Source organism: Rhizorhabdus antheiae (assembly GCF_049889055.1).
GTDB lineage: Bacteria > Pseudomonadota > Alphaproteobacteria > Sphingomonadales > Sphingomonadaceae > Rhizorhabdus.
This window is the reverse complement of the sequence record NZ_JBLTWO010000001.1, coordinates 137,703-162,245: the sequence shown is the minus strand read 5'-3', so window position 1 is coordinate 162,245 and position 24,543 is coordinate 137,703. Positions and strand designations below refer to the sequence as shown.

Here is a 24,543-nt window from a genome sequence, read left to right as displayed (position 1 = left end):
CCTGCCGCGCTTCGGCTGTCCTGTCAATCATTTCGTACTCGGTGGTACAGTTTTCGCGGTCAATCCTTGCGGGTAAAACGCGCGACGAAGAAGCCATCGGCGCCGCCGCTGTCGGCCAGGGTGCCGGGCCTTACCCGCACCCGTCCGACCTTGTCCGGGACCACGCCGCTCGGCAGCTCTTCCGGCTGCACGGGATCGAGGCGCCAGTCGGCGTGGGCAGCGAGGAAGCCCTTGGCGATCTGCTCCCCCTCGTCGGCTTCGAGCGAGCAGACCGCGTAGATCAGCCGCCCTCCGGGGGCGACCAGCGAAGCGGCGTGCGCGATCAGTCGCTGCTGCTGCTCGGCGGCGTCGGCGATGATCCGTGCCGTTGCGCGGTGAAGGACGTCGGGGTGGCGCCGAAATATTCCGGTGGCCGAGCAGGGAGCGTCGAGCAACACCAGGTCGAACCGACGCTCCGGCGCGAACTCGGCCGCATCGGCGACCTGAATGTCGGCGCCGAGGCGGGTCCGCTCGAGATTTTCGCGAAGCCGCGCCAGCCGTGTGTCCGACTGGTCCACCGCCGTCACCTGCCAGCCGGCTGCGGCAAGTTGCATCGTCTTGCCGCCGGGGGCAGCACAGAGATCGAGCGCCGTGCGGTCGTCGCCCGCCCCCGCCAGCCGTGCGGGCAGGCTCGCGGCGATGTCCTGGACCCACCAGCTGCCCTCGTCATAGCCGGGCAGATCGACGATCCGCCGGCCCGCCGCGATGCGCACATGGCCGGGCTGGAGACTCAAGCCTTCCAGCCGTTCTGCCCAGATCCCGCTATCCTCGCCGGGTTTGAGGCTCAGGTCGACCGGCGGCGGCGCGGCAAGCGACTGCCGCGCGGTCTCGACCGCCTCCGTGCCCCAGCTCTTCTGCCAGCGATCGGCCACGGCGGCGGGCAGATGCGGGGGATCGGGAAGCGCGGCGTTTTCGCGCATCGTGCGGCTGAAAACGGCATGGATCAGCTTGCGGGGGCCGCCGTCGGCGAGCGGAAGAATGGTGGTGATCGCCGCATGGGCGGGCGTCTTCAGGACCAGCGCCTGCACCAGCGCCATCCTGAGCAGCATGCGCGCCTTGGAGTCGGGTGGCAGTGGCCGTTCGGTCGAGACGTCGATCAGGCGGTCGAGATCGTCGAGGCGGCGGAGCGTCTCGGCGGCGATGGCATGGGCGAAGGCGCGGTCGTCGCCCCGGTCGAGTTCGGCGCACGCGCCGTCCATCGCTGCTTCCAGCGGGGCGCCCCGCCGCAGGACCGCATCGAGGAGCTTGAGCGCGGCAAGGCGCGTGGGAGTGCCGGGGGGAGAGTCTTTCACCGGCCAGCCCTTAGAGCGTGTGAAATCATCTGACGATTAAGAAAATGCGAGGACCGTTCTCGTCGTTCGATCGCAGGGGGGAAAGTCGTCGTCGACGTTGTCCAAAGCCCCTGCTCAGGGCGCCTCAACGGCGGCGGTTGGGATCGAGCGCGCTGCCGCGGGGGCGGGTCTTGGGCACCGAGGAGATGGCCCCGGCCCGGCGCTGCGGGACCGTGCGGGCAACGGCGCGCGCGGGCGCGGGGACGCTGCCCATCTCGCGGGCAATGTCATGCAGGTGCGCGATCCGGTTCTCGGTCGCCGGATGGGTCGAGAACAGGCTGTCGCCGCCACGGCGAAGGCCGGGCACGATGTAAAGCGCGGAAGCGGCAGGATTGCGCTCCGCCACCGGGTTCGGGATGTGTGCCGCGCCATTGGCGAGCTTTGCCAGCGCCGAGGCAAGGGCATGCGGCTTGCCCGAAATCTCCGCCCCGCCCCGGTCCGCGCCATATTCGCGGGCGCGGCTGATCGCCATCTGGACGATCATCGCGGCGAAGGGAGCCACGAACACCGCCAGGATCGTCGCCAGAACCTGCCCGCCATCGCGATCGCGGCCGCCGCCAAAGAACATGCCGAAATTGGCCAGCATCGAAATCGCGCCTGCAATCGTCGCGGTCATCGTCATGATCAGCGTGTCGCGGTTGCGGACATGGGCAAGCTCATGTGCCATCACGCCCTCGATCTCGTCGCGGTCGAGGATCGCAAGCAGGCCGGTGGTCGCGGCGACGGCGGCGTGTTGCGGATCGCGACCGGTGGCGAAAGCGTTGGGATGCTCGCTGTCGATCACATAGACTTTCGGCATCGGCATGTTCGCGCGCCGGGCAAGGCCGTGGACGAGACCGACCAGTTCGGGGCAGTTGCCGGCGTCGACCTCGCGCGCGCCGTGCATCTTCAGGACGATTTTGTCGGCGTTCCAATAGGTGAACAGGTTCATCGCGCCGGCCACAGCCAGCGCGATCAATGCGCCGCCCGAGCCACCGATCGTGAAGCCCAGCGCCATGAACAGCGCAGTCAGCGCCGCCAGCAGCATCGTGGTACGTACCAAGTTCATCTTGTCATCGCTCCTCGAGACGACAATGTGGGGGGCATGTCCTGCCCGTTCAATCGCCCGCCGATTCTATCCGAGGTCGATCGATCCGGCGTCAATGTCAGCAGAGGATGAATCCATGGCCGGAAAGCGCCCACCGCACGTGAAGGCCCCCGCGCATCTGTCGCCGAGCCCGCCCGTGCCGCAGCCCGAAGAGGTGCGCCCCACCGCCGAATCGGGCGGACGCGACGGGCCCGACCCCACCCGCTATGGCGACTGGGAGCTCAAGGGTATTGCGGTCGATTTCTGACGGTCAGCGGCTGCCGGCAGCAGCTGGCATAGCGGTGACGGAAGCCGGAGCGCTCGGCTGCACCGGAGCCGGCTTGGTTCCGGGCACCGCGGGTTCGAGCAGGGCAAAGCTTTCGATCCGGTCGAGCGCTGCCCTGGCCTGAACATAGCGCCGTGCCTCGCCGATCCAGCCGGCGGCGGCGGCACGGGCCGGAAGCCGCGCGATTTCCGCCAGCGCCTTGTCGACATTGCCCGATGCAAGGGCGTCCTGCGCGCGGGCGAACCGGTCGACCGGGGCCGTCGAGGGGACGCCCGCCTTGCGGATCACGATCAGTCCGCCGATCTCGCGGCGCACCGCGTCGAGCCAGCTTTCGTCCTCGGCGCCAGCTTCCAGTTGTGGGCGCAGCGCTTCCAGCTGGTCGCGCAGCATGTCGGTCGTCACCGGCTGGCGGCTGGCGCTGATCACGGTGGCGACGGCGCGGGGGTCGGCGCCGGCGAATTTCTCGCGCAGTACGCCCTCAAGATAGCCGAGCGGCGCGCCCCGGTCTATCGCCCGTCGCGCGGCGAAGGCGATCAGCAGCCGTTCTGCGCGCATCGCCTCGCTGCTCGCGGCGGCGGTGCGCTCGTCGATATCTTCGACCTTCTCCTCGATCTGGCCGATCCGCTGGTCGATGATCGTTTCGACCACCGCCGCCGGGGGCGGCGGCGCGATGTTGGTGAGGGTTGGCGGCACCTGGGGGGCTGCGGGCGGCACGATCACGGGCAGGCGTGGTTTGATGAAGTCCGAGACCTGATCATAGCGGTAGAAGAGCCACGCCATGCTGCCCATGCCGACCAGCGCGGCTACCAGCAGACCCAGCAGGATCGCCAGGAGCGGGCGGCGCGGGCGACCATAGACTTCGGCTTGTTCCTGCATCGTCGGTACGTCTCGCTCCCTGTCGCGCACTCTTATTGGCACAGCCGGGCAGCCGCCGCCAGAAGCGCGGCATCGTCCGGCCTGTCGGCGGCGATCGTCGCGGCCCAGCCATGCCCCGCCGCCTCCGCCACTGCGGGTGCGAGCGCGGCGATGCGAATTCCGTTCCGGGGGATGGCGGCTTCGTCGACGAGTTGCGCGAAGCGTTCGCCCGCGCGGCCCGAATGGAGAAGCGCCACCGCCTCACCGCTGCGCAAGGCCAGTTCAGCCTTCTCGCTCAGCCGGCCCGCGGCAGCGCTGCGATAGACGAGGCGCCGGTCGAGCCGGATGTCGGGATGTTCGCTGTCGCGATGGTCTTCTCCGGCCAGGTGCAAGGCCGACGTCACCCCCTCTGCAGCGGCGGTGAGCATCATCATCGCGGCGTCACCGCGACCGGTGCGGATCTGGGTAAAGCCGGCCGATTTGAGCGCGCGCGCGGTTGCCGCGCCGACCGCATAGGCGGGCATGTCGCGGTAGCGGGACAGAGCCTTTCCGGCCTGCCGCACCGCATTGGCGCTGGTCACGAACAGCGCGTCATAGTCGGATGCCGGCGGCGCGTCCCAGGCGAGCGGTTCGATCCGGAAGATTGGCGCGACGATCGGTCGCCAGCCCTGATCGAACGCGGATTTCGCGGTCATGGTGGCGCCGGGCTCGGGCCGCAGGATCAGCAGCGGGCGGCGGCTCATGCGCCGGTGAACAGTTCGGCGAGGGCCGGTGGGGCATCGTGGAGCAGGCGCGCAGCCAGCGCCGCCGCGTCACTCGTCTGCAGCAGCATCGCTTCACCCGAGCGGCAGATCGCGCCGTCCCCGCTCATGATCTCGGCGCGCATGTGGAGCCCCGCACCCGAGCGCACCGCGAGGGCCGCGACCGGCGAACGGCAATCCGCGCCAAGGGCTGCGAGCAACGCCCGCTCGGCCGACACGCAGGCATTGGTCTGCGGATCGTCGATCGCGCCGAGGATCGCGCGCAATTCCTCGCGCGCAGCCAGCGTCTCGATTCCCACCGCGCCCTGGGCCGGAGCCGGCAGCATGTCGGTCACCGGGATCGGATGCCCGATGTCGGGACGTCCCAGCCGTTCGAGCCCGGCGCTGGCGAGCAGGGTCGCATCCGCCTCGCCAGCGGCGAGCTTCGCCAGCCGCGTGTCGACATTGCCTCTGAAGAGGACCACCTCCGCATCGGGGCGGGCGCGGCGCACCTGCGCCGCACGACGGGGCGAGGATGTGCCGATGCGTGGCGAAGCCGGCAGGGCCGCGAGGCTTTCGGCACCTATCAGCCGGTCGCGCACGTCGGCGCGCGGCAGCATCGCGGCGATCACGATCTCGACCGGGCGGATGGTTTCGACGTCCTTCATCGAATGGACCGCGAAGTCGATCTCGCCATCCTGCAGGGCGCGATCGAGTTCCTTGGTCCACAGCGCCTTTCCGCCGACCTCGGCCAATGGCCGGTCCTGGATGCGGTCGCCGCTGGTCTTGATCGTGACGATCTCGACCGCGTCCTCGGACCAGCCATGCGCCTGGCACAGGGCGGCGATGGTCATCCGGGCCTGGGTCAGCGCCAGCGGCGATCCACGGGTGCCCAGGCGGAGCGGGCGGGAAGGGTGAGGTGCGTTCATCGCGCCTGCATAGAGAAGGAGGCGCCGGAGCAAAAGGCCCGGCGCGTCGAGGCATCAGTCGCGTCGCTCGACCGGCAGATGGAGCAGGCCGAGCCGCTCTCGCCACATCCAGCGCCACACGAGCAGCACCGAGACGACACCGAGCCCGGCCGCCAGCCCGAGCCAGATCCCGACCCCGTCGAGGTGCAGCTTGAATGCGAGAAGCACGCCGGTCCCGATCCCCACGACCCAATAGCCGAAGGCGGCGAAGATCATCGGAACGCGGGTGTCCTGCAGGCCGCGCAGCACACCTGCGGCGATCGCCTGGGTGCAGTCGACCAGCTGGAACAGTGCAGCGACCGCCAGGAAGGACACCGCAAGGTCGACGACGATCATGTTCGCCGGCAGGTCGACATCGATGAAGGCTCCGATCAGCGGGTGCGGAGCGAAGATCAGCAGCGCGGAGGCTGCTGCGGAGAAGGCACTCCCCAGTCCCAGCGCTAGCCATCCGGCGCGCCCCACGGCCGCCGGATCGCCCCGCCCATGGGCATAGCCGACCCGCACCGTCGCTGCCTGGCCGACACCCATCGGCACCATGAAGCAGAGGGCGGCAATCTGGATCGCGATGGCATGGGCCGCGAGTTCGGCGCGTCCGATCAGGCCCATGAGGAAAACCGCCGCGTTGAACACCGTCGCCTCGAAACCCACGGTGATCGCGACCGGCAGGCCGATCTTCCACACCGTCTTGAAGCGCGGCCAGTCGGCGACCCAGAAGCGCCCGAACAGCCGATAGCGGCGGAAGCGCCGGTCGCGCATGACCACCAGCCCCATACCGATCGCCATGAAGCAGGAGGTCAGCAGGCTCGCCAGACCTGCCCCACGCAGGCCCATGGCGGGCAGACCGAGGTGACCGAAGATCAGCACCCATCCGGCGAACGCATTGAACGGCACGGTCAGCAAGGTGACGATCACGCCCCAGATCGGCTTCTCCAGCGCGGCGACGAAATTGCGCAGGACCAGGAAGAGGAAATAGGGGAACAGGCCCCATTGCAGGCCATGCACCAGTTCGGTGGCGCGGGCGGCGAGTTCGGGGTCCTGGCCGATCGCGATCAGCACCGCCTCCGCCTGCCACAGCAACAGCCAGGCGGGCAGGCAGAGGAGGCCGGCAGCCCAGGCGGTCTGGCGCACCGACCGCCTGATGTCGCGGACCGAATGGAGCTTGCGGCCGCGTTCGCTGGCGATCAGCGGCGACACCGCGCTGGTCAGGCCGATGCCGGAGATCAGAAAGGCGTGATAGAGGTTGAGCGCGAGCGATCCGGCGGCGACCGCGTCCGGCCCGAGCCGGCCGAGCAGCAACAGGTCGGTCGCGGAGATCGCCGACCAGCCGAGATTGGCGATGACCAGCGGCAGGCTGAGCGCGATCAGCGCTCTGGCTTCGGTTCGCCAGGGCGAGCGCGATTCAGGATTCTCCTCCATGGCGTGCTCCATAGAGGTTTGAATCGCGAACGGAAACCGCGTGTGCCGGAAACGCTAGAAGAGAGCGGGTCTCGCCCATGGCCGGTCGAAACAGGCCTGTTCTCGGTCCGGAGCCACGATATGCGGCCGGTGCGGACGCAGCGCGGTGGGCAGGCTGTCCAACGGCGCGAAATAGCCGGTCTTGGGAAAGACCGCGAAGCTTTCGTCCCAGGCGCGCGAGACGTGGCAGTGGCCGAGTGGGCTGGCCGGAAAGCTCAGCGCCCGCAGGACCTCGGTCACCGGTGTTGCTGCGCCGACGCATAGCAGGGCCTCCAGCGCGATCTTGCGGCGGGCCGATGCCGCCCAGCCGCCGCCCATCATGTCGGCCAGATGCGCGATCAGGATCGCCAGGGCCGGAATGGTCGCGCGCATCGCGAAGTCGATCGAGCCGCCGATCTGGATCAGCGGTGCGCCCAGCAGGAACAGCGCCGCCGTGGCGAACAGCGCCCCGCCGAAGCGCGCCTTCATGCCGGCCAGACCGATCAGCAGGAAGGGCAGGATCTCGATCATGAGGAAACTCAGATATATGTCGGACCGGATCGGAAAGGCGCGTAGCCCCACCGCATCCGATCCCGCTGCCAGATAAAGAAGCGCGGGCAGGGCAAGAGCGGTCGCCGCGCCCGGCAGCAGCAGGTCCGCCAGCCGAATGGCGCGACGCCGGATGTCCCCGACGCAGGCCACTGCCAGGAAGGGCAGCAGGCCCAGCGCCGCAAAGGGCGACCAGAGCGCGATCATCGGCGGCAGCATCAGCAGGGTGCCGAGGCCGAGCCGCCGCTCGCGCCAGAGCAGGACGGCCAGCGCGCCGAGCCAGCCGGCCAGCGCATGCTGCGGCACCCAGAAGGCGAGGGTGATCGTCGACGAAAATTGCGACGGGCCCCAGCCTTCGAGATGCGCGGTGGGCGTCAGGCCTGCCGCATGGCCGACCTTGATCTGGCCGAGAATGTCGAGCCCGCTGAACAGCAGGAAGGTGGCGAGCGCGATCAGCCTTTGGCGCCGGTGGGAGAACAGCGTCGAGCCGATCGCCAGGAGCGCCCCCAGGAAGAGCGCATTCTGCGCGAGCAGCGCCATATCGGCCGCCGCACGACCGAAAGCTTTGCCGATCAGCGCCGGCGCCAGATACATGCCGATCGGCGCCCGCAGCAGATTTCCATCGGCATAGGCGAAGGGCCAGGGGTTCGCGATCATGTCGCTGAGCACCGCGTCGCGGACTTGCCAGTCTATGTTGGCGTAGAGCAGCCGCCCTTCGCCGCCGAGGATCAGCAGCAGTGCCGCGCCTCCAACGCAGAGCAGCAGCCGGGCGACGGTGGGCCCCGCGAGGAGGTCGATCCGGCGGGGCAGGGTGAGCAGCCAGAACAGCGCGAGCGACAGACACACCCAGCCCGCATGCAGCCAGAAGCCGCCGAGCCCGAGAAAGCGACAGAAAAGGAGGAGATCGTAGCTCAGCCAGCCGACGATCGCACCGAACAGCACCGCCGCCGGCACCGTCCGTTGCAGCAATGATGGTCCGCGCGACACCGATCGGTCGAGGGGTGGGGCGAGACTGGCCATGGGAGCGCGGTACAGCAAGGTTGTTAACAAGCTGCGAGTGTGTAAGCGGGCGACTTCTGTCGCGCCGATATTTCCTTCCGCCGGCAATTCGCTCTACAGGCGCCGCATGGCGATCATCCTCGGTATCGAATCGAGCTGCGACGAGACGGCCGCGGCGCTGGTGACCAGCGACGGCACGGTGCTGTCGCACCGGCTGGCCGGGCAGGAGGAGGCGCACCGCCCCTTTGGCGGGGTCGTGCCCGAACTGGCGGCGCGTGCGCATGTCGAGATGGCGGTGCCGCTGGTCGAAGGCGCGCTGACCGATGCGGGGCTGACCCTTGCGGATGTCGACGCGATCGCGGCGACGGCGGGCCCGGGCCTGATCGGCGGGGTCATGGTCGGGCTGATGACCGGCAAGGCACTGGCCCATGCGGCGGGCAAACCGCTGATCGCGGTCAACCATCTGGAAGGGCACGCCCTCTCGCCGCGTCTGGCCGATCCGACGCTGGTCTATCCCTATCTGCTGCTGCTGGTATCCGGCGGCCATTGCCAGCTGCTCTTCGTCGAGGGCGTCGGCCGCTATCGGCGCCTCGCCACCACGATCGACGATGCCGCCGGCGAGGCCTTCGACAAGACCGCGAAGCTGCTCGGGCTGGGCTTTCCCGGCGGGCCCGCGGTCGAGCGCGCGGCGCTGTCGGGCGATCCGCGGGCGGTGCCGTTGCCGCGTCCGCTGGTTGGGAGCGGCGAACCGCATTTCTCCTTTGCCGGGCTTAAGAGCGCCGTGCTGCGCGCGCGTGATGCCGGCATCCATAAGCCCGAGGACATCGCGGCGTCCTTCCAGCAGGCGGTCGTCGACTGCCTGGTCGACCGGACCCGCATTGCGCTCGATGCGGCCGATGGCGCGACCGCGCTCGTCGTGGCGGGGGGCGTCGCCGCCAACCAGGCGATCCGCGCGGCGCTGGCCGATCTGGCCGCGCGCTCGGGGCTGCGCTTCGCCGCGCCGCCGCTGTGGCTGTGCACCGACAATGGCGCGATGATCGCCTGGGCCGGGGCCGAGCGCTTCGCGGCCGGGCTGGTCGACGATATGGAGACGCCGGCCCGCGCGCGCTGGCCGCTTGATCCGACGGCCGAGAAGGCACGCGGCGCCGGAGTGAAGGCATGACAATGGCTTTGGAGGTGCGAACCATGGACCGGCTGGGCGTGATCGGCGGCGGCGCCTGGGGCACCGCCATGGCACAGGTGATCGCCGGCGATGGGTCCGACGTGTTGCTGTGGGCGCGGGAGCCTGAGGTGGTCGCCGCGGTCAACGCCGACCATGCCAATCCGCTGTTCCTGCCGGGGATTTCGCTCAGCCCCTCGATCCGCGCGACCGGGGCGCTCGCCGATCTGGCGGAGTGCGATGCGCTGGTGGTGGTCGTGCCAGCGCAGTTCCTGCGCTCGGTGCTGGCCGAGCTGCCCTGTGCTGGAAAGCCATTGGTCCTGTGCGCCAAGGGCATGGAGGCCGGATCGCGCCAGCTGATGTCCGAAGTCGCGGCGGCGGTTGCGTCGGACTCGCCGATCGCGGTGCTGTCGGGCCCGACCTTCGCGCATGAGGTTGCGGGGGGGAAGCCGACCGCAATCACGCTCGCCTGTGAGGATGAGGCGGTCGGCCGCGCGCTGGCCGAGCGGCTGCGCCGTCCCGGCTTCCGCCCCTATCTGTCGCAGGATGTGATCGGTGCGGAGATCGGCGGCGCGGTGAAGAATGTCCTCGCCATCGCCTGCGGCGTCGTCGAGGGTGCCGGGCTGGGGCAGAATGCGCGCGCGGCTTTGATCAGCCGGGGTTTTGCGGAGATGACCCGCTTCGGCCTGGCGCGAGGTGCGCGGGCGGAGACGCTGGCGGGCCTGTCCGGGCTGGGCGACCTGGTGCTGACCTGCTCCTCGACCAGTTCTCGCAACTTCTCGCTCGGCAAGGGGCTGGGCGAGGGCCGCTCGGCGACCGATCTTCTCTCCGACCGCCGGACGGTGGCAGAGGGTGCGGCGACAGCCCCGGTCCTCGCCGAAGCCGCACGCGAGGCGGGAGTCGACATGCCGATCGTCGACGCGGTCTGCGCGCTGCTCGCGGGCAAGGCGACGGTGGCGGAGGTGGTGAGCGAATTGCTCGCGCGGCCGCTGAAGCAGGAGGGGGCGTAGAGGGCGGTTCAGCGGCATCGCCTTCCCCTCCACCATGCTCCGCATGGTCCCCCTCCCCGTACCGGGGAGGAATTTTTCCCACAAGCGACACCCAAGTTCCTCCCCGGTACGGGGAGGGGGACCGTCCGCAGGACGGTGGAGGGGAAGGGCGGAACATAGGTCTGCGAGCGGGCCAGGCCGATGCCGCCGCCCTCAATTAACCCCAAGCCCTAAGCCATCGCTCAGTTCGGGTTGTCCGCCGTGCCGCCGGCCGGGCCGACGCTGCCGACGCGGCCGATATTGCCGAACAGCTCGCGGAAGAAGCCGCGCTTGCTGCCCAGGGTCGGGGTCTTGTCGGCGTAGAGCGAGACGGGCGTGACTTTTTCGAGGCCGGTGCGGTCGACCGAAACGACATTGCCCTTGTCGTCGAAATGTACCGCGAGGACCAGCTGCGAGAACGGCTTCGGAGTACGGTAGCCGACCTGCCTGGTATCGCGGGCGACATAATACCAGGTCCGGTTCTTGTCGAACTGGCCGGCGAAGCTCGGGCGGCCCAGCGTGCGCTCGACCGATTCGCGGTTGTCGACGCCGGGGGCGACGGTGTTGATCAGGGTCGAATCGACGACATAGCCCTTATGGTCGCGGATGCGCGAGCAGCCGGCCGTCAGGCCCAGTATGGCGATCGTTCCGGCGACGGCCGCCGATCGCAACAGGGTCCGGGGCATTCGATTCTCCTCGATACTCGACATTCGCGGCGCGACACCCTTGCGGCGCGAACCAGCCGCCTCAATATGCGCTGGACCTGCCCAGTGGCAAGATGGCGATACGCGGTATAGAGACGCCGCTTTATGGCCGGTGAACGGTCGCGAGGACATGACGTGCGCTTTTTGAAATCCCTCTTCGGCATCGGCCCCGATCCGCGCGAGGCGCTGATCCCCCTGTACAGCTCCGCCGTCGCCGAGGCGCGCCGCCCGGTCTGGTATGCCGACTATGGCGTACCGGACACGCTCGACGGCCGGTTCGATATGGTCGCGGCGCTGTTTTCGCTGCTGCTGCTGCGCGCCGAGTGCGAAGGCGACAAGGCGGGGGAGATTTCCGCGTTGCTCACCGAATTGTTCATCGAGGATATGGAAGGGCAGGTCCGCCAGATCGGCATTGGCGACGTGATCGTCGGCAAGCACCTCGGCAAGATGGTCTCGGCGATGGGCGGCCGGCTGCTCGCCTATCGCCAGGGCATGGCCGACCGTGAGGCGCTTATCGAGGCGCTGGTCCGCAATCTGTGGCGCGGGGAGCCGGGCCCCGAAGCGCGGCCTGCCGAGGCGGCCGATGCGCTGCGCGCGCTCCATGCGCGGATGGATGCGACCGCTTGGGACGACCTCGTCGCACGAGGCATTGCCGCATGAGTGCGGTCGAGTTCAGCCGCCCCTTCCGGATCGACACGCTGGGCGATGGCGACCGCGCGGTGGAGATCGCTGCCGAATCCGCCGAGCGCGCGGCGCTGGTCGAGCGTTTCGGGCTGGTTTCGCTGGACACGCTGTCGGCAACCGCGACGCTGCGCCGCGAAGGCGAGCGGGTCTTTGCCGAGGGGCGGATCAAGGCGGTGGTCGCCCAGGCCTGCGTCGCCACGGGCGAGCCGGTGCCCTCGACCGTCGATGAGGCCTTCACGCTGCGCTTCGTGCCCGAAGGCGAGGGTGGCGAGGAGGAGATCGAGCTCGACGCCGAGGATTGCGACGTGGTCGACTATGCGGGCGGCAGCATCGATCTGGGCGAGGCGGTGGCCGAGACGATGATGCTCAGCCTCGATCCCTTCCCCCGCAGCGAGGGTGCCGACGCGGTGCTGCGCGAGGCTGGCGTGCTGTCGGAGGACGAGGTCGTCAGCGGTCCCTTCGCCGCGTTGAAGGCGCTCAAGGACAAGCTCGGCTAAGAGACGCCGTCACGGAACGAGGATCGTGTCCTTCGCCTCGTCGAGCATGTCGGGATAGTCGAGCGTATAGTGCAGGCCCCGGCTCTCCTTGCGGTGGAGCGCCGACCGCACGATCAGGTCGGCGACGTCGACCAGGTTGCGCAGCTCGATCAGGTCGGGCGTGACGCGGAAATTGCCGTAATATTCGGCGACTTCCTGCCGCAGCAGGGCGACGCGATGCTGCGCGCGCTCAAGCCGCTTGGTGGTGCGGACGATGCCGACATAATCCCACATGAAGCGGCGGATCTCGCGCCAATTGTGCTGCACGATGACCTCTTCGTCGGAGTCCGTCACGCGGCTCTCGTCCCAGGGACGGATCGCCGGGGGCGCAGGCATCTCGTCGAAATGCGCCTTGATATGCTCGGCGGCCGCATCGCCGAACACGAAGCATTCGAGCAGCGAATTGGAGGCGAGGCGGTTCGCGCCGTGCAGCCCTGACTGGGTCACCTCGCCTGCGGCATAAAGGCCGGGCAGGTCGGTTCGGCCGTCAAGGTCCACCAGCACGCCGCCGCAGGTATAATGCGCGGCGGGCACGATCGGGATCGGGTCGCGGGTGATGTCGATGCCCAGGCCCAGCAGCTTGGCGTGGATCGTCGGGAAATGCCCGGTGATGAACTCGGCCGGCTTGTGGCTGATGTCGAGATGGACATAGTCGAGGCCGAGCCGCTTGATCTCATGGTCGATCGCGCGGGCGACGATGTCGCGCGGGGCGAGTTCGGCGCGACGGTCGAAGCGTGGCATGAAGCGTCGACCGTTGGTCGGCAGCTTGAGCTGCCCGCCTTCGCCGCGCATCGCCTCGGTGATCAGGAAATTCTTGACCTCAAGATTGTACAGGCAGGTCGGGTGGAACTGCATGAACTCCATGTTCGACACGCGGCAGCCCGCGCGCCACGCCATGGCGATGCCGTCGCCGGTTGCCCCACGCGGCGAGGTCGAGAAGAGATAGGCGCGGCTGGCGCCGCCCGAGGCCAGCACGGTGGCGCGCCCGGTAAAGCTCTCGATCGCGCCGGTCTTGCGGTCGAGCGCATAGACCCCCCACACATGGCCGTCGCCCGAATAGCGTTCGCCGTGCCGGCTGGTGATCAGGTCGATCGCCGCGCGGTCGGGGAACAGGGTGATGTTCGGGTGCGCGGCGGCGGCCTTTTCCAGCGCGACCTGCACCGCATGGCCGGTGGCGTCGTTGACGTGGACGATGCGGCGATGGCTGTGCCCGCCCTCGCGGGTCAGGTGCCAGCGATCCTCCTGGCCCTGCTCGGCGGGGTTGAAGGGGACGCCCAGCGCCGCCAGCTTCTCGATCGCGAGCGGCGCATTTTCGACGACGAACTCGACCGTCTCGCGGTTGTTGAGGCCCGCGCCCGCGACGATCGTATCCTCGACATGCGATTCGAACGTGTCGCCCTGCTCCAGCACGGCCGCGATGCCGCCCTGCGCCCAGGCGGTCGAGCCGTCGGATATCCCCGCCTTGGCGAGCACGCCGACGCGGTGACGGTCCGCCAGGTTAAGCGCTGCGGTCAGGCCCGCAGCACCCGATCCGATGACGATGACGTCGAACTGATGCTCAGCCATTGGCCGCGCGCGTCAGGGCGAGGAACACATCCTCCAGATCGGCCTCCTGCGTGGACACGTCGACGATGCCGAGACCATTGCGCTGGACCGCCGCCAGCACCTCGCCCGCGTTCACCTTGTCCTTCGAATAGGTGATCACCAGCGTGCGACTGTTCTTCAGCTCGACCTTCTCGAAACAGATTGCCTCGGGGGGCGCGTCGAGGTCGCGGTCGACGGTGACGGACACCGCCTTTTCCTGCGCCTTGCCGACCAGCTCGCGGGTCGGTTCGTTGGCGATCACCTTCCCGTGGTTGATGATGGCGATCCGGTCGCACAGCTCCTCGGCTTCCTCGAGATAGTGCGTCGTCAGCACGACCGTCACGCCCCCGGCGTTGAGTTCGCGCACATATTCCCACAGCTGCTGGCGCAGCTCGACGTCGACGCCCGCCGTCGGCTCGTCGAGCACCAGCACCGGCGGCGAATGGACCATCGCCTTGGCGACGAGCAGCCGTCGCTTCATGCCGCCCGACAGCGAGCGCGCATAGGCATCGGCCTTGTCTTGCAGATGCACCGCGCGCAGCAGCGCGTCGGTATGCCGCTTCGCCTTGGGAATCCCGTAGAAGCCTGCGGTGTTCTCCAGCGTCTCGCGCGGGGTGAAGAAGGGATCGAACACGATCTCCTGCGGGACGATGCCGATCGACGCCTTGGCGTTGCGCGGGTCCGCATCGATGTCGAAGCCCCAGATCGAAACCTGCCCCGCGCTCTTGTTCACCAGCCCGGCGAGGATGTTGATCGTGGTCGACTTGCCCGCCCCATTGGGACCGAGCAGGCCGAATATCTGGCCGCGGGGAATGTCGAGGTCGACGTCGAACAGGGCCTGTTTGCCGCCCTTGTAGATTTTCGACAGGCCCCGGATGCTGATCGCCGCTTCGTTCATGGCGGGGGAGATAGCGGCTGCCGGCCCCCGGTGCAAAGGGAGACGAAGGGACGGGTGACGATTGGCCTTGGTTAAGAGGATGTTGCTTCCGCCTCCGCTCGCACCGAATTCCCCTCCACCGTCCTGCGGACGGTTCCCCTCCCCGTGCCGGGGAGGATCTTGGGTAGCGCAAACAGTTCCTCCCCGGAACGGGGAGGGGGACCATGCGGAGCATGGTGGAGGGGAAGGCGCGGCCCAAGCGCCGACTCTGAAACCCTCACCCCATGCGCGGTGCCACCGGCAGGCAATCGAGCCCCGCGCCGGCGGCCGCTGCGCACAGGGCGATCGCCTGGTTGCGGTCGGTGATCGGGCCGATCCGGATGCGGACCAGCGGGCTCGCGGGGACGGCTTCATAATCGGGCGCAAAGTCATTTGCAGCGGTCATGCGCTGGCGGATGCGGGCCCAGGCGTCGCGGGCGGCGCGGTCGCCCGAATAGGCGCCCAACTGGATGCTCCAGGGCGGTCCGGCTGATGACGTGACGGCGGTAAAGAGCGAGGCCATGCGCGCCGCCGGTTTGGCGGCACCGCTCCGGCCCGTCTTCTCCCAATCGGCGAGGGCCAGCCGGTAGTAGGCATAAGCGCGATAGAAGTCGGCGAAGGGCTGGACGAGACGCGCGAGGGCGGGGCAATGTCAGGCGGGGTTGCGCCGGTGCGAGTCCGGCGCGGGCCGGGCCGAATTCGTCAATAGCCGCGCCGTATTGCCTCCAGTGCGATGCCGGCCAGGTTTTGCTTGCGACCAATATGGCGCAGGCGGACGCGGGCGAACGCCGCCGCCTCAGTGCGGAAGCGAGCCAGCCAGGGACGGCGAGCCGCTTGCTTCCCTGCGGCTTGCCGGATCACCGAGAGCGAGTCTCCGAGCAGGACGATATCCGACAGCCCCGCCGCTCCGGCTCGTTCGAGCGCATGCAGCGCGGCGGACCATTCGGCATCCTCATTGTCGCCCAGGCCAAGATCAGTGCGAATCTCGGCCACGCCGCGCAGCACGGTCGCGCTTTCCATCGGGCCGGGGTTGGGACGACAGCCGCCGTCGAAATAAAGGATGGTCGGCTTGTTCATACGGGCTTCACATGGCAGGGTTCATCGCAAGATCATGACAGCATATCGCGCCTCCCTCCGCCATGCCCTCGCGCTGGCCGCCCTGTTGCTGGCGGGTGCCGCCGCGCAGGCCGAGGAGACGGTGATCGCGCTGAGTCCCGCCGAGAAGGAAAAGCTGCTCGATGCGGCGGCGCAGAAGCCAAGGCCCGCCGGCGAACTTCCGGTCAACGGCGTGGTCGGCAAGGTCCACGGCCAGGTCGGCATGTTCGTCGGCACCGGCGGCGCCCGGGGCGTGTTCGGTACGGCGGTCGCCCCGGTCGGCGAGACCGGCCAGATCGCGGTATCGTTCGAGAATAGCCGCTTTCGGTACTGAGACGACGGCTCACGCATTTCTTCGCGTTGCGCGCTGCCGCGACGCTTGCTAATCGGCCGCCATGAGCATCCCGGCGCCGAATCCCGAAATCGTCACCGTCACCAAGACGCGCGTCGCCTGCGACGGCGCCAGCGACATTCCGGGCGGAGCGGCGCTCGGCCATCCGCGCGTGTTCATCGAGATCGATCCCGAGATCGGTTATGCCGATTGCGGCTATTGCGATCGTCGCTTCGTGCTCGAAGGCGCCGGCGAGGCGCATCACTGATCGTCGCGCGGTCGCTGACCGCGCATGATGCGATACCGCCAATAATCGCTATTGGGCTTCGCGCCGGAGCGCCTATATCGGGCGCATGACGATCCTTCCCGCAGACCCCCGCCACTTCCTCTATCGCGACGCGCTCGATCCCGATGCCGCGCTTCGGCTCACCGCGCAGACGCTCAAGGGCTGCGACGACGGGGAGCTCTATCTCCAATATCTGACATCGGAGAGCTTCGGCTTCGACGATGGCCGGCTGAAGACCGCCGATTACAATACCCAGGCGGGTTTCGGACTGCGTGGCGTTTCGGGCGAGACCACCGCTTTCGCCCATGCCAATGAACTGAGCGAGGCCGCGATCCTGCGGGCGGGCGAGACGATGACCCTGCTCGACCCGTCGACCGCCGTGCCCGCCCCTGCGCCCCGCCGCACCAACAGCAGCCTCTACACCGCCGACGATCCCCTCGGCCTGATCCCCTTCGCCCGCAAGGTCGAGCTGTGCCAGCAGATCGACGCCGCCGCGCGCGCCCGCGATCCGCGCGTTCAGCAGGTGTCGGTGGGCCTGTCGGGCTCGTGGAGCGTGGTCGAGATCGTGCGTCCCGACGGCTTCACCGCCTTCGACGTCCGCCCGCTGGTCCGCCTCAATGTCTCGATCGTGGTCGAGCAGAATGGCCGTCGTGAGAACGGCTTTTTCGGCCTGGGCGGACGCTATCTCTACGATCGCCTGTTCGAACCGGCGACCTGGAACCGGGCGATCGACGAGGCGCTGTCGCAGGCGATCGTCAATCTCGACGCAGTAGCCGCGCCCGCCGGCGAGATGACCGTCGTCTGCGGTCCCGGCTGGCCGGGGGTGCTGCTGCATGAGGCGATCGGCCATGGCCTCGAAGGTGATTTCAATCGCAAGGGTACCTCGGCTTTCTCCGGTCGAATCGGCGAGCGGGTCGCAGCGCCCGGCGTCACAGTCGTCGACGACGGCTCGATCGCCGACCGCCGGGGATCGCTGACGATCGACGACGAGGGCACGCCGACCCAGTGCAACGTCCTGATCGAGGACGGCATTCTGAAGGGCTATATCCATGACCGCCTCAACGCGCGCCTGATGGGCGTCGCGCCGACCGGCAATGGCCGGCGCGAAAGCTATGCCCATGCGCCGATGCCGCGCATGACCAACACCTTCATGTATGGCGGGCAGGACGACCCGCAGGAGATCATCGCGCGGGCCGGCAACGGCATCTATGCGAAGAGCTTCGGCGGCGGGCAGGTCGACATCACCAGCGGCAAGTTCGTCTTCTCCTGCACCGAGGCGTACAAGATCGAGAATGGCAAGCTGACCGTGCCGATCAAGGGCGCGACGCTGATCGGCGATGGCCCGTCGGTGCTGACCAAGGTCACCGCGATCGGCAATGACATGGCGCTGGACGAGGGCGTCGGCATCTGCGGCAAGGGCGGCCAGTCGGTCCCCGCAGGCGTGGGTCAGCCCACGGTCATGATCTCGGGGCTCACCGTCGGCGGCACGGCGGCCTGACGGACCGATAGGCGCGACCATGGGCATCGCGCTGGCACTGGGCGGAGGCGCCGCGCTCGGCTGGGCGCATATCGGCGTCCTCCGCGCGTTGCAGGAGCACCGCATTCCCATCCGGGCGATTGCGGGGACTTCGATCGGCGCGCTTGCCGCCGTCTGCTATGCGGCGGGGCGACTGGATCCGCTCGAACGGATCGCCCGTTCGACCAACTGGCTGCGCGTGCTCTCCTATCTCGACATCCATTTCCGGCCCGGCGCGATGTTGGGCGGACGCGGCATCCTCCGCGAGCTTGAACAGAATCTCGGGCGGCTGCAGTTTCAGGAACTGCTCATCCCTTCGGCTGTCGTGGCCTGCGATCTGGTCGCGGGCGAACCGCTGATCATCGAGCGGGGGCCGGTGACCCCGGCGATCATGGCATCGATCGCGATCCCCGGCCTGTTCCGGCCCGTCCAATATGAGGGGAAGTTCCTTGTCGACGGCGGCGTGGTGATGCCGGTGCCCGTGGCGGCGGCACGGCAGATCGCGCCGGGGCTGCCGATCGTTTCGGTCAATCTGCAGGGCGATTACCATGGTCGGCGGGTCGCGACCGCGATCCGTGCGCGCCCCGCACGCAACCATCCGTCCATGGCGGTCGTTCGTGCCTCGACGATGTTGCTGATGGCCGAACTTGCCCGCCACTCGCTGGCCCTCGATCCGCCCGATCATGCGCTCACCCTGCCGGTGGGCCATGTCGAGATCCACGACTTCACCCGCGCCGACGAACTGATCGCGATCGGCCGGCGGACGGTCGAGGCGGAGCTGGACGCGATCCGCGCGCTGGTCGACCGGTCGGGGTGGAGGGACAGCAGGGCGTGAACGATAGTGCCGAGCGGGACGATGCCGCGTTGACCTCGGAAATCCTGGATTTCTGGTTCCGCGAGGTGGGGCCCGATCGCTGGTGGCAGCGCTCTGCGGATACCGACGCCGCCATCATCGAACGCTTCCGTGATGTCTGGGAGGCCTGGCGCAGCCATACGCCCGAGAGTTTTTTCGGCTCGCCGCGCGAGGCCCTGGCGGCGGTGGTACTGTTCGACCAGTTCTCGCGGAACATGTTCCGGGGGCATGCCGATGCCTTCTCGACCGATCCGCTTGCGCTGGCGATCGCCAGATCGGCAGTCGACCGGGGTCTCGACGATGCGCTGACGCCCGACGAGCGCAGCTTCCTCTACATGCCGTTCATGCATAGCGAGGCGATCGAGGATCAGCGCCGTTCGGTCGCGCTGTTCGCAGCGCTCGGCAATGCCAATTCGCTCGACTTCGCCCACAAGCATCATGACATCGTCGAGCGCTATGGCCGCTTCCCCGGGCGCAACGCCGCGCTCGGCCGGCCGAACCGCCCCGGCGAGGAAAGTGCCATCGAAATGAGCAGGGACTGGTAGGCCTGGCCTGCCCAAAAAACAGGCAGGGCTTAACAATTGATCAAACTCTTCGCGCTGTGTTTGGTTCCCTCTCCGGCCTGCGGATAGGATTCTCCAAGGAATCCAGCGTCTCCTGAAATTGGCACGGCTTTTGCGAAGCAGACGTCGGGCTGAACAGAGGGAGGCGTAATGAAACTCGTCATTGCCATCATAAAGCCGTTCAAGCTGGACGAGGTGCGTGAGGCGCTGTCGGGCCTTGGCGTGCAGGGTATGACCGTCACCGAGGTAAAGGGCTTCGGGCGGCAAAAGGGTCAGACCGAAATCTACCGGGGGGCCGAGTACAGCACCAACATGGTTCCGAAGATCAAGGTCGAAGTCGCCACGACCGACGACCTGGCGGGCCGGGTCGTCGAGGCGATCCAGCAGTCCGCGAACACCGGCGCTATCGGCGACGGCAAGATCTTCGTCCTCGACGTCGCTCAGGCCGTGCGCATCCGCACTGGCGAGACCGACGACGTCGCGCTCTGAGAATAGGGGGAAACATGAAGCTTCACCATAAGCTCGCAACCGGTTTCGGCGCTCTCGCCGTCACCGCGCTGACCGCGATGCCCGCCTGGGCCCAGGAAGGCCCGATCAAGGCGCCCAGCGCCGAACAGATGGCCACGATGGTCAACAAGGGCGACGTCTCCTGGATGCTCGTCTCCTCGGCCCTCGTGCTGATGATGTCGGTTCCCGCCCTCGCGCTGTTCTATGGCGGCCTCGTCCGCACCAAGAACATGCTGTCGGTCCTGATGCAGGTTCTCGCGATCGTCTCGGTCGCCGCGCTCGTCTGGGTTGGCTGGGGCTATTCGATGGCCTTCACCTCGGGCGGTGACAACCACTTCTTCGGTGGCTTCTCGAAGGCCTTCCTCAAAGGTGTCGACGGCACCACGATGGCTGCGACCTTCTCCAACAACCTCTATCTGCCCGAATATGTGTTCGTCATCTTCCAGATGACCTTCGCCTGCATCACGCCGGCTCTCATCGTCGGCGCCTTCGCCGAACGCGTGAAATTCTGGCCGTTGATGCTTTTCACCGTCCTGTGGCTGACCATCGTCTATTTCCCGATGGCGCACATGGTCTGGTATTGGGCGGGCCCGGACTTCCTGCCTGACGCGCCGTCCGACTACGGCCTGATCTGGGGCTGGGGCGCGCTCGACTTCGCTGGCGGCACCGTCGTCCACATCAACGCGGGTATCGCTGGTCTGGCTGGCTGCCTCGTTCTCGGCAAGCGTATCGGTTACAAGAAGGAGCCGATGCCCCCGCACTCGCTGACCATGACCATGATCGGCGCGTCGCTGCTGTGGGTCGGCTGGTTCGGCTTCAACGCCGGCTCCAACCTTGAAGCCAATGGCGTTACCGCCGTCGCCTTCATCAACACCTTCGTCGCCACCGCTGCTGCGGCTCTGGCCTGGGCGCTGATCGAACAGCTGGTTCATGGCAAGCCGTCGCTCCTGGGTGCTGCATCGGGTGCCGTCGCCGGCCTCGTCGCGATCACTCCGGCTGCTGGTTTCGCGGCTCCGGTCACCTCGATCATCCTCGGCGCTCTTGCTTCGGTGGTCTGCTTCTTCTTCGTCACCACGGTGAAGAACAAGCTCGGCTATGACGATACGCTCGACGTGTTCGGCATTCACTGCATCGGTGGCATCGTCGGCGCGATCGGCACCGGCGTCGTTGCAGACCCGGCGCTCGGTGGGCAAGGCTTCTTCGACTACACCGTCTTCCCGGCGGCTGTCGGCAGCTACGACATGGTCGCCCAGGTCATCACCCAGACCAAGGCGGTCGGTCTGACCCTCGCTTTCTCGGGTATCGTCTCCGCGATCCTCTTCTTCGCCATCGACAAGACCATCGGTCTGCGTCCGACGCCCGAAGCCGAGGTCGAAGGTCTCGACATCTCCGAACATGGCGAGCGGGCCTACAACTACTGATTTCACGAATTGGGGCCGCCCGCAGCGGCGGCCCCTCCGGACGTTCCTCCTGCGAACGCACTTGGGCCGGTGGGGCAACCCTCCGGCCCTTTTTTTGTTCTATCCGTGCAAACACGCGGTGCGGACCCCGGTCCGGTCCCCTACTATCCGGACCACAGATGATCACAGTCGCCAGTTACAATATCCGCAAGGGCCTCGGTACCGACCGCCGCCGCCGCCCCGACCGCATCCTCGATGTGCTGCACGAGGTCAGCGCCGACATCGTCGCGCTGCAGGAGGCGGACCGCCGCTTCGGCGCGCGGCAGAGCGCACTGCCGACCGATCTGATTGCGCAGGGCGAATATAAGGCGGTCCCGTTCGACATCCGGCCCGGCGGGATCGGCTGGCATGGCAATGCCATTCTCGTGCGCCATTCGGTCGATATCGTCGACTATGCGCCGATCGACCTTCCCCGACTCGAGCCGCGCGGCGCGGTGCTGGCCGAGCTATCGATCGGCGGCAAGCCACTCCGCATCGTCGGGATGCATCTCGATCTGTCGGGCCTGTGGCGCCGACGCCAGGTTCGTGCCGTGATCGAGCAGGTCCGCAGTCGACCCGCCATGCCCACGGTGCTGATGGGTGATCTCAACGAATGGTCGCTCAACGGCGGCTGCATGCGCGAGTTCGGCGATGGCCATCATGTCGTCCCGCTCGGCCGCAGCTATCACAGCCGGCGACCGGTGGGTTGCCTCGACCGGATCATCCTGACCCCCGACCTGCATCTGGTGGCGAGCGGCGTGCACAGCAGCGAGCGTGCCCGGCTGGCGTCGGATCACCTGCCGGTCTGGGCCAAGGTCAACTGGACGGACTGACCGCCGGCTGGCGTCGCGCGGTCAGCGCGGTCCGATCAGCGGCTTGATCGGGGAAATGTCATAGCCGGCAGCGGCCGCCTTCGCGGCGAGCGCGTCGGCATCCTCGCCTTCCAGCCCGCGCGCGAGCGCCCAGACGAAGGTCGAGCGCGTGCCCGACCGACAATAGGCCAGCACCGGCCCGCCGGCCTGCGCCAGCGCATCACGCATCGCTTCGACCTGATTGAGCGAAAAGCCGCCATGGGTGATCGGGATCGCGACATAAGCGAGCCCTGCGGCGCGGGCGGCCTCACGGATTTCTTCGCCCGAAGGCTGGCCTGGCTCTTCCTGCTCGGGGCGGTTGTTGATCACCATGCGGAAGCCCTGCGCCGCGGCGGCCTCGACATCCTCGACGCTGATCTGCGGTGCGACCGAAATGCTGTCGTCGATCTTGCGGAACATGGCCGTCTCCTACTCCCGGTACGTGCGAATGACGGCAAGGAAATCCTCGCCATAGGTCTCGAGCTTCTTCGCCCCTACGCCCGATATCTGGCCGAGGCCAGAGAGAGTCTCGGGGCGGAACGCCGCCATCTCGCGCAGCGTCGCGTCATTGAAGACGACATAAGGCGGGACGCCCTGCGCGCGGGCAAGGTCGCGGCGCAGTTCGCGCAGCTTTTCGAACAGCGGATCGTGCGGATGTTCTTCGCCACCGCGCTGGCGCCGCTTGCGGCTGCGCTCGGGCGGCAGCACCAGCGGAACCTTGTCCTCGCCCTTCAATATGCCGCGGGCAGCCGGGCCGAAGGACAGGCCGCCATATTCGTCGGCGCGGAGCGCATCGCGCGCGAGCAAGGCTCGGGCGACCGGCTTGATCAGCTTGAGTTCGGCCTCGTCGGCGATGCCGAACACCGACAGCCGGTTGTGCCCGGCCAGCATGATCTTCTCGGTCTCGCGCCCGCTGAGCACGTCGGTGAGGTGGGTCACGCCATAGCGCATCTCGGTACGGAAGGCGGCGGAGAGCAGCTTCTGCGCGACCACCGTGGCGTCGATCCCCGATGGCGGGGCCAGGCAATTGTCGCAATTGCCGCAGCGCTCGGGCGGATCCTCGCCGAAATGGGCAAGCAGGATGGCGCGGCGACAGGTCGGTGCCTCGACCAGCATCGCCATGGCGTTGAGCCGCTGCCGTTCGCCGGCTCGGCGGCCCTCTTCGACATCGGTCTCGATCCGGCGGCGCGCGCGGGCGAAGTCCTCGGCGCCCCAGAAGAGCTGGGTTGCGGCGGGCTCGCCGTCGCGGCCGGCGCGACCGGTCTCCTGATAAAAGGCCTCGATCGACTTGGGCAGGCCGGCATGGGCGACGAAGCGCACGTCGGGCTTGTCGATCCCCATGCCGAAGGCGACGGTCGCGACCATCACCATGTCTTCGGACGCGACGAAGGCCTTTTGATTGGCGGCGCGGATCGCGGGATCGAGCCCTGCATGATAGGCCCGCGCCGATCGTCCGGCCGCAGAGAGCTGCGCCGCCAGTCGCTCGGTCGCGTCGCGGGTCGGGGCATAGACGATGCCGGGTCCGGGATTGTCGTCGATGAAACCGGCGATCTGTCGCGACACGCCGTCGCGCGGGGTGATGCCATAACGGATATTGGGCCGGTCGAACCCGGCGAGGATCAGCCCGTCGCGGTCGATCCCCAGTTGCGCCAAGATATCGTCGCGGGTGTGCCGGTCGGCGGTCGCGGTCAGCGCGAGGCGCGGCACGTCGGCGCGCGCATCGAGCAGGCCGCGCAGCAGGCGATAGTCGGGCCGGAAGTCGTGGCCCCATTCGGACACGCAATGCGCTTCGTCGATCGCGATCAGTGCTAGCGGGATCTGCGCGATCAGCCGGCGAAAGCTGTCGGACGACACCCGTTCGGGTGCGACATAGAGCAGGTCGAGCGCACCCGAGCGCAGCCGTTCGATCGTCTCGTCGCGATTGTCGTCGGCCGATGTGAGCGCGGCGGCCCTTATGCCGGCGGCTTCGGCCGAGCGCACCTGATCGTGCATCAGCGCGATCAGCGGCGAGATGACGAGGCCGGTGCCCGGCCGGCAGAGCGCGGGGATCTGATAGGTCAGCGACTTGCCCGCGCCGGTCGGCATCACCGCCAGCGTGCCGAGCCCGGCCATGACCCGCTCGATAACATCGGCCTGGCGTCCCCGGAACTGCGCATAGCCGAAGGTCTGTTGCAGGGCTTCCAGGGGGGTGGGCATGGCGGCCTTCTAGTGGGCTATGGGCTCA

Annotated in this window: 27 protein-coding genes; 13 read left to right on the top strand and 14 right to left on the bottom strand. The window is 68.0% G+C overall.

The genetic code is table 11. From position 1 onward, the window contains the following. Window positions 1–59 precede the first annotated feature (59 nt). The gene (locus ACNI3R_RS00690) at window positions 60–1,331 is read right to left on the bottom strand and encodes an RsmB/NOP family class I SAM-dependent RNA methyltransferase (protein WP_426179063.1); all 1,272 of its coding nucleotides are present in this window, start codon (window positions 1,329–1,331) and stop codon (window positions 60–62) included. A 124-nt stretch (window positions 1,332–1,455) separates the two neighbouring features. After that, window positions 1,456–2,418, bottom strand: a complete 963-nt coding sequence (gene htpX / locus ACNI3R_RS00685) for a zinc metalloprotease HtpX (protein WP_426179061.1) — start codon at window positions 2,416–2,418, stop codon at window positions 1,456–1,458. Between the two features lie 115 nt (window positions 2,419–2,533). On the opposite strand from htpX, the gene ACNI3R_RS00680 reads away from it, so the two are divergent. Next, complete coding sequence (locus ACNI3R_RS00680) at window positions 2,534–2,704, top strand: DUF1674 domain-containing protein (protein ID WP_426179059.1); 171 nt, start codon at window positions 2,534–2,536, stop codon at window positions 2,702–2,704. A 3-nt stretch (window positions 2,705–2,707) separates the two neighbouring features. Here the strand turns inward: ACNI3R_RS00680 and ACNI3R_RS00675 are convergent, their stop codons facing one another. The 5 genes from ACNI3R_RS00675 to ACNI3R_RS00655 are packed head-to-tail and all read right to left on the bottom strand — an operon-like array spanning window position 2,708 to window position 8,288. Next, entirely contained in the window at window positions 2,708–3,598 is an 891-nt protein-coding gene (locus ACNI3R_RS00675; protein WP_426179057.1) for a hypothetical protein, read from the bottom strand. Window positions 3,599–3,630: 32 nt separating this feature from the next. Then, on the bottom strand, window positions 3,631–4,320 hold the full coding sequence (locus tag ACNI3R_RS00670) for a uroporphyrinogen-III synthase (protein WP_426179055.1): 690 nt from the start codon (window positions 4,318–4,320) through the stop codon (window positions 3,631–3,633). Continuing rightward, the gene (hemC, locus tag ACNI3R_RS00665; RefSeq protein WP_426179053.1) at window positions 4,317–5,246 is read right to left on the bottom strand and encodes a hydroxymethylbilane synthase; all 930 of its coding nucleotides are present in this window, start codon (window positions 5,244–5,246) and stop codon (window positions 4,317–4,319) included. Before hemC ends, ACNI3R_RS00670 begins: the two co-directional genes overlap by 4 nt. A 54-nt stretch (window positions 5,247–5,300) precedes the next feature. After that, window positions 5,301–6,701, bottom strand: coding sequence for an MATE family efflux transporter (locus tag ACNI3R_RS00660; RefSeq protein ID WP_426179051.1), 1,401 nt, complete (start codon window positions 6,699–6,701; stop codon window positions 5,301–5,303). A 54-nt stretch (window positions 6,702–6,755) separates the two neighbouring features. Beyond that, window positions 6,756–8,288, bottom strand: coding sequence for a hypothetical protein (locus ACNI3R_RS00655; protein ID WP_426179049.1), 1,533 nt, complete (start codon window positions 8,286–8,288; stop codon window positions 6,756–6,758). A 106-nt stretch (window positions 8,289–8,394) separates the two neighbouring features. Between ACNI3R_RS00655 and tsaD the strand changes: the two genes are divergently transcribed. Further along, window positions 8,395–9,429 (top strand): tRNA (adenosine(37)-N6)-threonylcarbamoyltransferase complex transferase subunit TsaD, encoded by a 1,035-nt coding sequence (gene tsaD, locus ACNI3R_RS00650; RefSeq protein ID WP_426179047.1) that lies wholly within the window; start codon window positions 8,395–8,397, stop codon window positions 9,427–9,429. Continuing rightward, the gene (locus ACNI3R_RS00645) at window positions 9,426–10,436 is read left to right on the top strand and encodes an NAD(P)H-dependent glycerol-3-phosphate dehydrogenase (protein WP_426179045.1); all 1,011 of its coding nucleotides are present in this window, start codon (window positions 9,426–9,428) and stop codon (window positions 10,434–10,436) included. The genes tsaD and ACNI3R_RS00645 overlap by 4 nt, the downstream gene beginning before the upstream one ends. A gap of 221 nt (window positions 10,437–10,657) precedes the next feature. Here the strand turns inward: ACNI3R_RS00645 and ACNI3R_RS00640 are convergent, their stop codons facing one another. After that, a complete protein-coding gene (locus ACNI3R_RS00640) occupies window positions 10,658–11,140 on the bottom strand; it encodes an outer membrane protein assembly factor BamE (protein WP_426179044.1) in 483 nt (160 codons plus the stop codon). A 153-nt stretch (window positions 11,141–11,293) separates the two neighbouring features. Between ACNI3R_RS00640 and ACNI3R_RS00635 the strand changes: the two genes are divergently transcribed. Both ACNI3R_RS00635 and ACNI3R_RS00630 read left to right on the top strand, forming a co-directional pair. Next, on the top strand, window positions 11,294–11,818 hold the full coding sequence (locus tag ACNI3R_RS00635) for a ubiquinol-cytochrome C chaperone family protein (RefSeq protein WP_426179042.1): 525 nt from the start codon (window positions 11,294–11,296) through the stop codon (window positions 11,816–11,818). Further along, window positions 11,815–12,339, top strand: a complete 525-nt coding sequence (locus ACNI3R_RS00630; RefSeq protein ID WP_426179041.1) for a YceD family protein — start codon at window positions 11,815–11,817, stop codon at window positions 12,337–12,339. The genes ACNI3R_RS00635 and ACNI3R_RS00630 overlap by 4 nt, the downstream gene beginning before the upstream one ends. A gap of 9 nt (window positions 12,340–12,348) precedes the next feature. Here the strand turns inward: ACNI3R_RS00630 and nadB are convergent, their stop codons facing one another. From nadB to ACNI3R_RS00610, 4 genes are all read right to left on the bottom strand, one after another. Further along, entirely contained in the window at window positions 12,349–13,944 is a 1,596-nt protein-coding gene (gene nadB, locus ACNI3R_RS00625; RefSeq protein ID WP_426179039.1) for an L-aspartate oxidase, read from the bottom strand. Then, a complete protein-coding gene (locus ACNI3R_RS00620; RefSeq protein ID WP_426179037.1) occupies window positions 13,937–14,860 on the bottom strand; it encodes an ABC transporter ATP-binding protein in 924 nt (307 codons plus the stop codon). The genes nadB and ACNI3R_RS00620 overlap by 8 nt, the downstream gene beginning before the upstream one ends. Before the next feature lie 256 nt (window positions 14,861–15,116). Next, window positions 15,117–15,401: an SPOR domain-containing protein gene (locus ACNI3R_RS00615; protein ID WP_426179035.1), complete on the bottom strand. Its 285-nt coding sequence runs from the start codon at window positions 15,399–15,401 to the stop codon at window positions 15,117–15,119. 179 nt (window positions 15,402–15,580) lie between these two features. Beyond that, window positions 15,581–15,955, bottom strand: a complete 375-nt coding sequence (locus tag ACNI3R_RS00610; protein ID WP_426179033.1) for a reverse transcriptase-like protein — start codon at window positions 15,953–15,955, stop codon at window positions 15,581–15,583. A 34-nt stretch (window positions 15,956–15,989) separates the two neighbouring features. Here ACNI3R_RS00610 and ACNI3R_RS00605 point away from each other — a divergent pair, with 34 nt between their 5' ends. The 8 genes from ACNI3R_RS00605 to ACNI3R_RS00570 all read left to right on the top strand — a co-directional run bounded on the left by ACNI3R_RS00605 (window position 15,990) and on the right by ACNI3R_RS00570 (window position 22,301). Then, a complete protein-coding gene (locus ACNI3R_RS00605) occupies window positions 15,990–16,307 on the top strand; it encodes a hypothetical protein (RefSeq protein ID WP_426179032.1) in 318 nt (105 codons plus the stop codon). Between the two features lie 61 nt (window positions 16,308–16,368). Next, the gene (locus tag ACNI3R_RS00600; protein ID WP_426179031.1) at window positions 16,369–16,572 is read left to right on the top strand and encodes a zinc-finger domain-containing protein; all 204 of its coding nucleotides are present in this window, start codon (window positions 16,369–16,371) and stop codon (window positions 16,570–16,572) included. Window positions 16,573–16,657: 85 nt separating this feature from the next. Beyond that, the gene (gene tldD, locus ACNI3R_RS00595) at window positions 16,658–18,088 is read left to right on the top strand and encodes a metalloprotease TldD (protein ID WP_426179029.1); all 1,431 of its coding nucleotides are present in this window, start codon (window positions 16,658–16,660) and stop codon (window positions 18,086–18,088) included. Between the two features lie 19 nt (window positions 18,089–18,107). Beyond that, window positions 18,108–18,941 carry a patatin-like phospholipase family protein gene (locus ACNI3R_RS00590; RefSeq protein ID WP_426179027.1) on the top strand — a complete coding sequence of 278 codons (834 nt, stop codon included), beginning with the start codon at window positions 18,108–18,110 and terminating at the stop codon, window positions 18,939–18,941. After that, entirely contained in the window at window positions 18,938–19,504 is a 567-nt protein-coding gene (locus ACNI3R_RS00585; RefSeq protein ID WP_426179025.1) for a DUF924 family protein, read from the top strand. The genes ACNI3R_RS00590 and ACNI3R_RS00585 overlap by 4 nt, the downstream gene beginning before the upstream one ends. Window positions 19,505–19,672: 168 nt before the next feature. Beyond that, window positions 19,673–20,011 (top strand): P-II family nitrogen regulator, encoded by a 339-nt coding sequence (locus ACNI3R_RS00580; protein WP_056357155.1) that lies wholly within the window; start codon window positions 19,673–19,675, stop codon window positions 20,009–20,011. A 14-nt stretch (window positions 20,012–20,025) separates the two neighbouring features. Continuing rightward, the gene (locus ACNI3R_RS00575) at window positions 20,026–21,450 is read left to right on the top strand and encodes an ammonium transporter (protein WP_426179023.1); all 1,425 of its coding nucleotides are present in this window, start codon (window positions 20,026–20,028) and stop codon (window positions 21,448–21,450) included. Window positions 21,451–21,608: 158 nt separating this feature from the next. Further along, a complete protein-coding gene (locus ACNI3R_RS00570) occupies window positions 21,609–22,301 on the top strand; it encodes an endonuclease/exonuclease/phosphatase family protein (protein ID WP_426179022.1) in 693 nt (230 codons plus the stop codon). Window positions 22,302–22,322: 21 nt separating this feature from the next. Here ACNI3R_RS00570 and ACNI3R_RS00565 read toward each other — a convergent pair whose 3' ends face one another. Together ACNI3R_RS00565 and recQ are read right to left on the bottom strand one after the other, a co-directional pair. Beyond that, window positions 22,323–22,739, bottom strand: a complete 417-nt coding sequence (locus tag ACNI3R_RS00565; protein WP_426179020.1) for a protein tyrosine phosphatase family protein — start codon at window positions 22,737–22,739, stop codon at window positions 22,323–22,325. 9 nt (window positions 22,740–22,748) lie between these two features. Then, window positions 22,749–24,515, bottom strand: coding sequence for a DNA helicase RecQ (recQ, locus tag ACNI3R_RS00560; RefSeq protein WP_426179018.1), 1,767 nt, complete (start codon window positions 24,513–24,515; stop codon window positions 22,749–22,751). Window positions 24,516–24,543 lie beyond the last annotated feature (28 nt).

What these genes read in the sequence shown, in the direction of transcription:
- ACNI3R_RS00580 (WP_056357155.1), top strand. Translation starts at nt 19,673, where the DNA reads ATGAAACTCGTCATTGCCATCATAAAGCCGTTCAAGCTGGACGAGGTG.
- ACNI3R_RS00600 (WP_426179031.1), top strand. Translation starts at nt 16,369, where the DNA reads ATGAGCATCCCGGCGCCGAATCCCGAAATCGTCACCGTCACCAAGACG.
- ACNI3R_RS00640 (WP_426179044.1), bottom strand. Translation starts at nt 11,140, where the DNA reads ATGCCCCGGACCCTGTTGCGATCGGCGGCCGTCGCCGGAACGATCGCC.
- ACNI3R_RS00680 (WP_426179059.1), top strand. Translation starts at nt 2,534, where the DNA reads ATGGCCGGAAAGCGCCCACCGCACGTGAAGGCCCCCGCGCATCTGTCG.
- ACNI3R_RS00605 (WP_426179032.1), top strand. Translation starts at nt 15,990, where the DNA reads ATGACAGCATATCGCGCCTCCCTCCGCCATGCCCTCGCGCTGGCCGCC.
- ACNI3R_RS00630 (WP_426179041.1), top strand. Translation starts at nt 11,815, where the DNA reads ATGAGTGCGGTCGAGTTCAGCCGCCCCTTCCGGATCGACACGCTGGGC.
- nadB (WP_426179039.1), bottom strand. Translation starts at nt 13,944, where the DNA reads ATGGCTGAGCATCAGTTCGACGTCATCGTCATCGGATCGGGTGCTGCG.
- tsaD (WP_426179047.1), top strand. Translation starts at nt 8,395, where the DNA reads ATGGCGATCATCCTCGGTATCGAATCGAGCTGCGACGAGACGGCCGCG.
- ACNI3R_RS00655 (WP_426179049.1), bottom strand. Translation starts at nt 8,288, where the DNA reads ATGGCCAGTCTCGCCCCACCCCTCGACCGATCGGTGTCGCGCGGACCA.
- ACNI3R_RS00610 (WP_426179033.1), bottom strand. Translation starts at nt 15,955, where the DNA reads ATGAACAAGCCGACCATCCTTTATTTCGACGGCGGCTGTCGTCCCAAC.
- ACNI3R_RS00645 (WP_426179045.1), top strand. Translation starts at nt 9,426, where the DNA reads ATGACAATGGCTTTGGAGGTGCGAACCATGGACCGGCTGGGCGTGATC.
- tldD (WP_426179029.1), top strand. Translation starts at nt 16,658, where the DNA reads ATGACGATCCTTCCCGCAGACCCCCGCCACTTCCTCTATCGCGACGCG.
- recQ (WP_426179018.1), bottom strand. Translation starts at nt 24,515, where the DNA reads ATGCCCACCCCCCTGGAAGCCCTGCAACAGACCTTCGGCTATGCGCAG.
- ACNI3R_RS00670 (WP_426179055.1), bottom strand. Translation starts at nt 4,320, where the DNA reads ATGAGCCGCCGCCCGCTGCTGATCCTGCGGCCCGAGCCCGGCGCCACC.
- ACNI3R_RS00570 (WP_426179022.1), top strand. Translation starts at nt 21,609, where the DNA reads ATGATCACAGTCGCCAGTTACAATATCCGCAAGGGCCTCGGTACCGAC.
- hemC (WP_426179053.1), bottom strand. Translation starts at nt 5,246, where the DNA reads ATGAACGCACCTCACCCTTCCCGCCCGCTCCGCCTGGGCACCCGTGGA.
- ACNI3R_RS00620 (WP_426179037.1), bottom strand. Translation starts at nt 14,860, where the DNA reads ATGAACGAAGCGGCGATCAGCATCCGGGGCCTGTCGAAAATCTACAAG.
- ACNI3R_RS00615 (WP_426179035.1), bottom strand. Translation starts at nt 15,401, where the DNA reads ATGGCCTCGCTCTTTACCGCCGTCACGTCATCAGCCGGACCGCCCTGG.
- htpX (WP_426179061.1), bottom strand. Translation starts at nt 2,418, where the DNA reads ATGAACTTGGTACGTACCACGATGCTGCTGGCGGCGCTGACTGCGCTG.
- ACNI3R_RS00575 (WP_426179023.1), top strand. Translation starts at nt 20,026, where the DNA reads ATGAAGCTTCACCATAAGCTCGCAACCGGTTTCGGCGCTCTCGCCGTC.
- ACNI3R_RS00660 (WP_426179051.1), bottom strand. Translation starts at nt 6,701, where the DNA reads ATGGAGGAGAATCCTGAATCGCGCTCGCCCTGGCGAACCGAAGCCAGA.
- ACNI3R_RS00565 (WP_426179020.1), bottom strand. Translation starts at nt 22,739, where the DNA reads ATGTTCCGCAAGATCGACGACAGCATTTCGGTCGCACCGCAGATCAGC.
- ACNI3R_RS00590 (WP_426179027.1), top strand. Translation starts at nt 18,108, where the DNA reads ATGGGCATCGCGCTGGCACTGGGCGGAGGCGCCGCGCTCGGCTGGGCG.
- ACNI3R_RS00675 (WP_426179057.1), bottom strand. Translation starts at nt 3,598, where the DNA reads ATGCAGGAACAAGCCGAAGTCTATGGTCGCCCGCGCCGCCCGCTCCTG.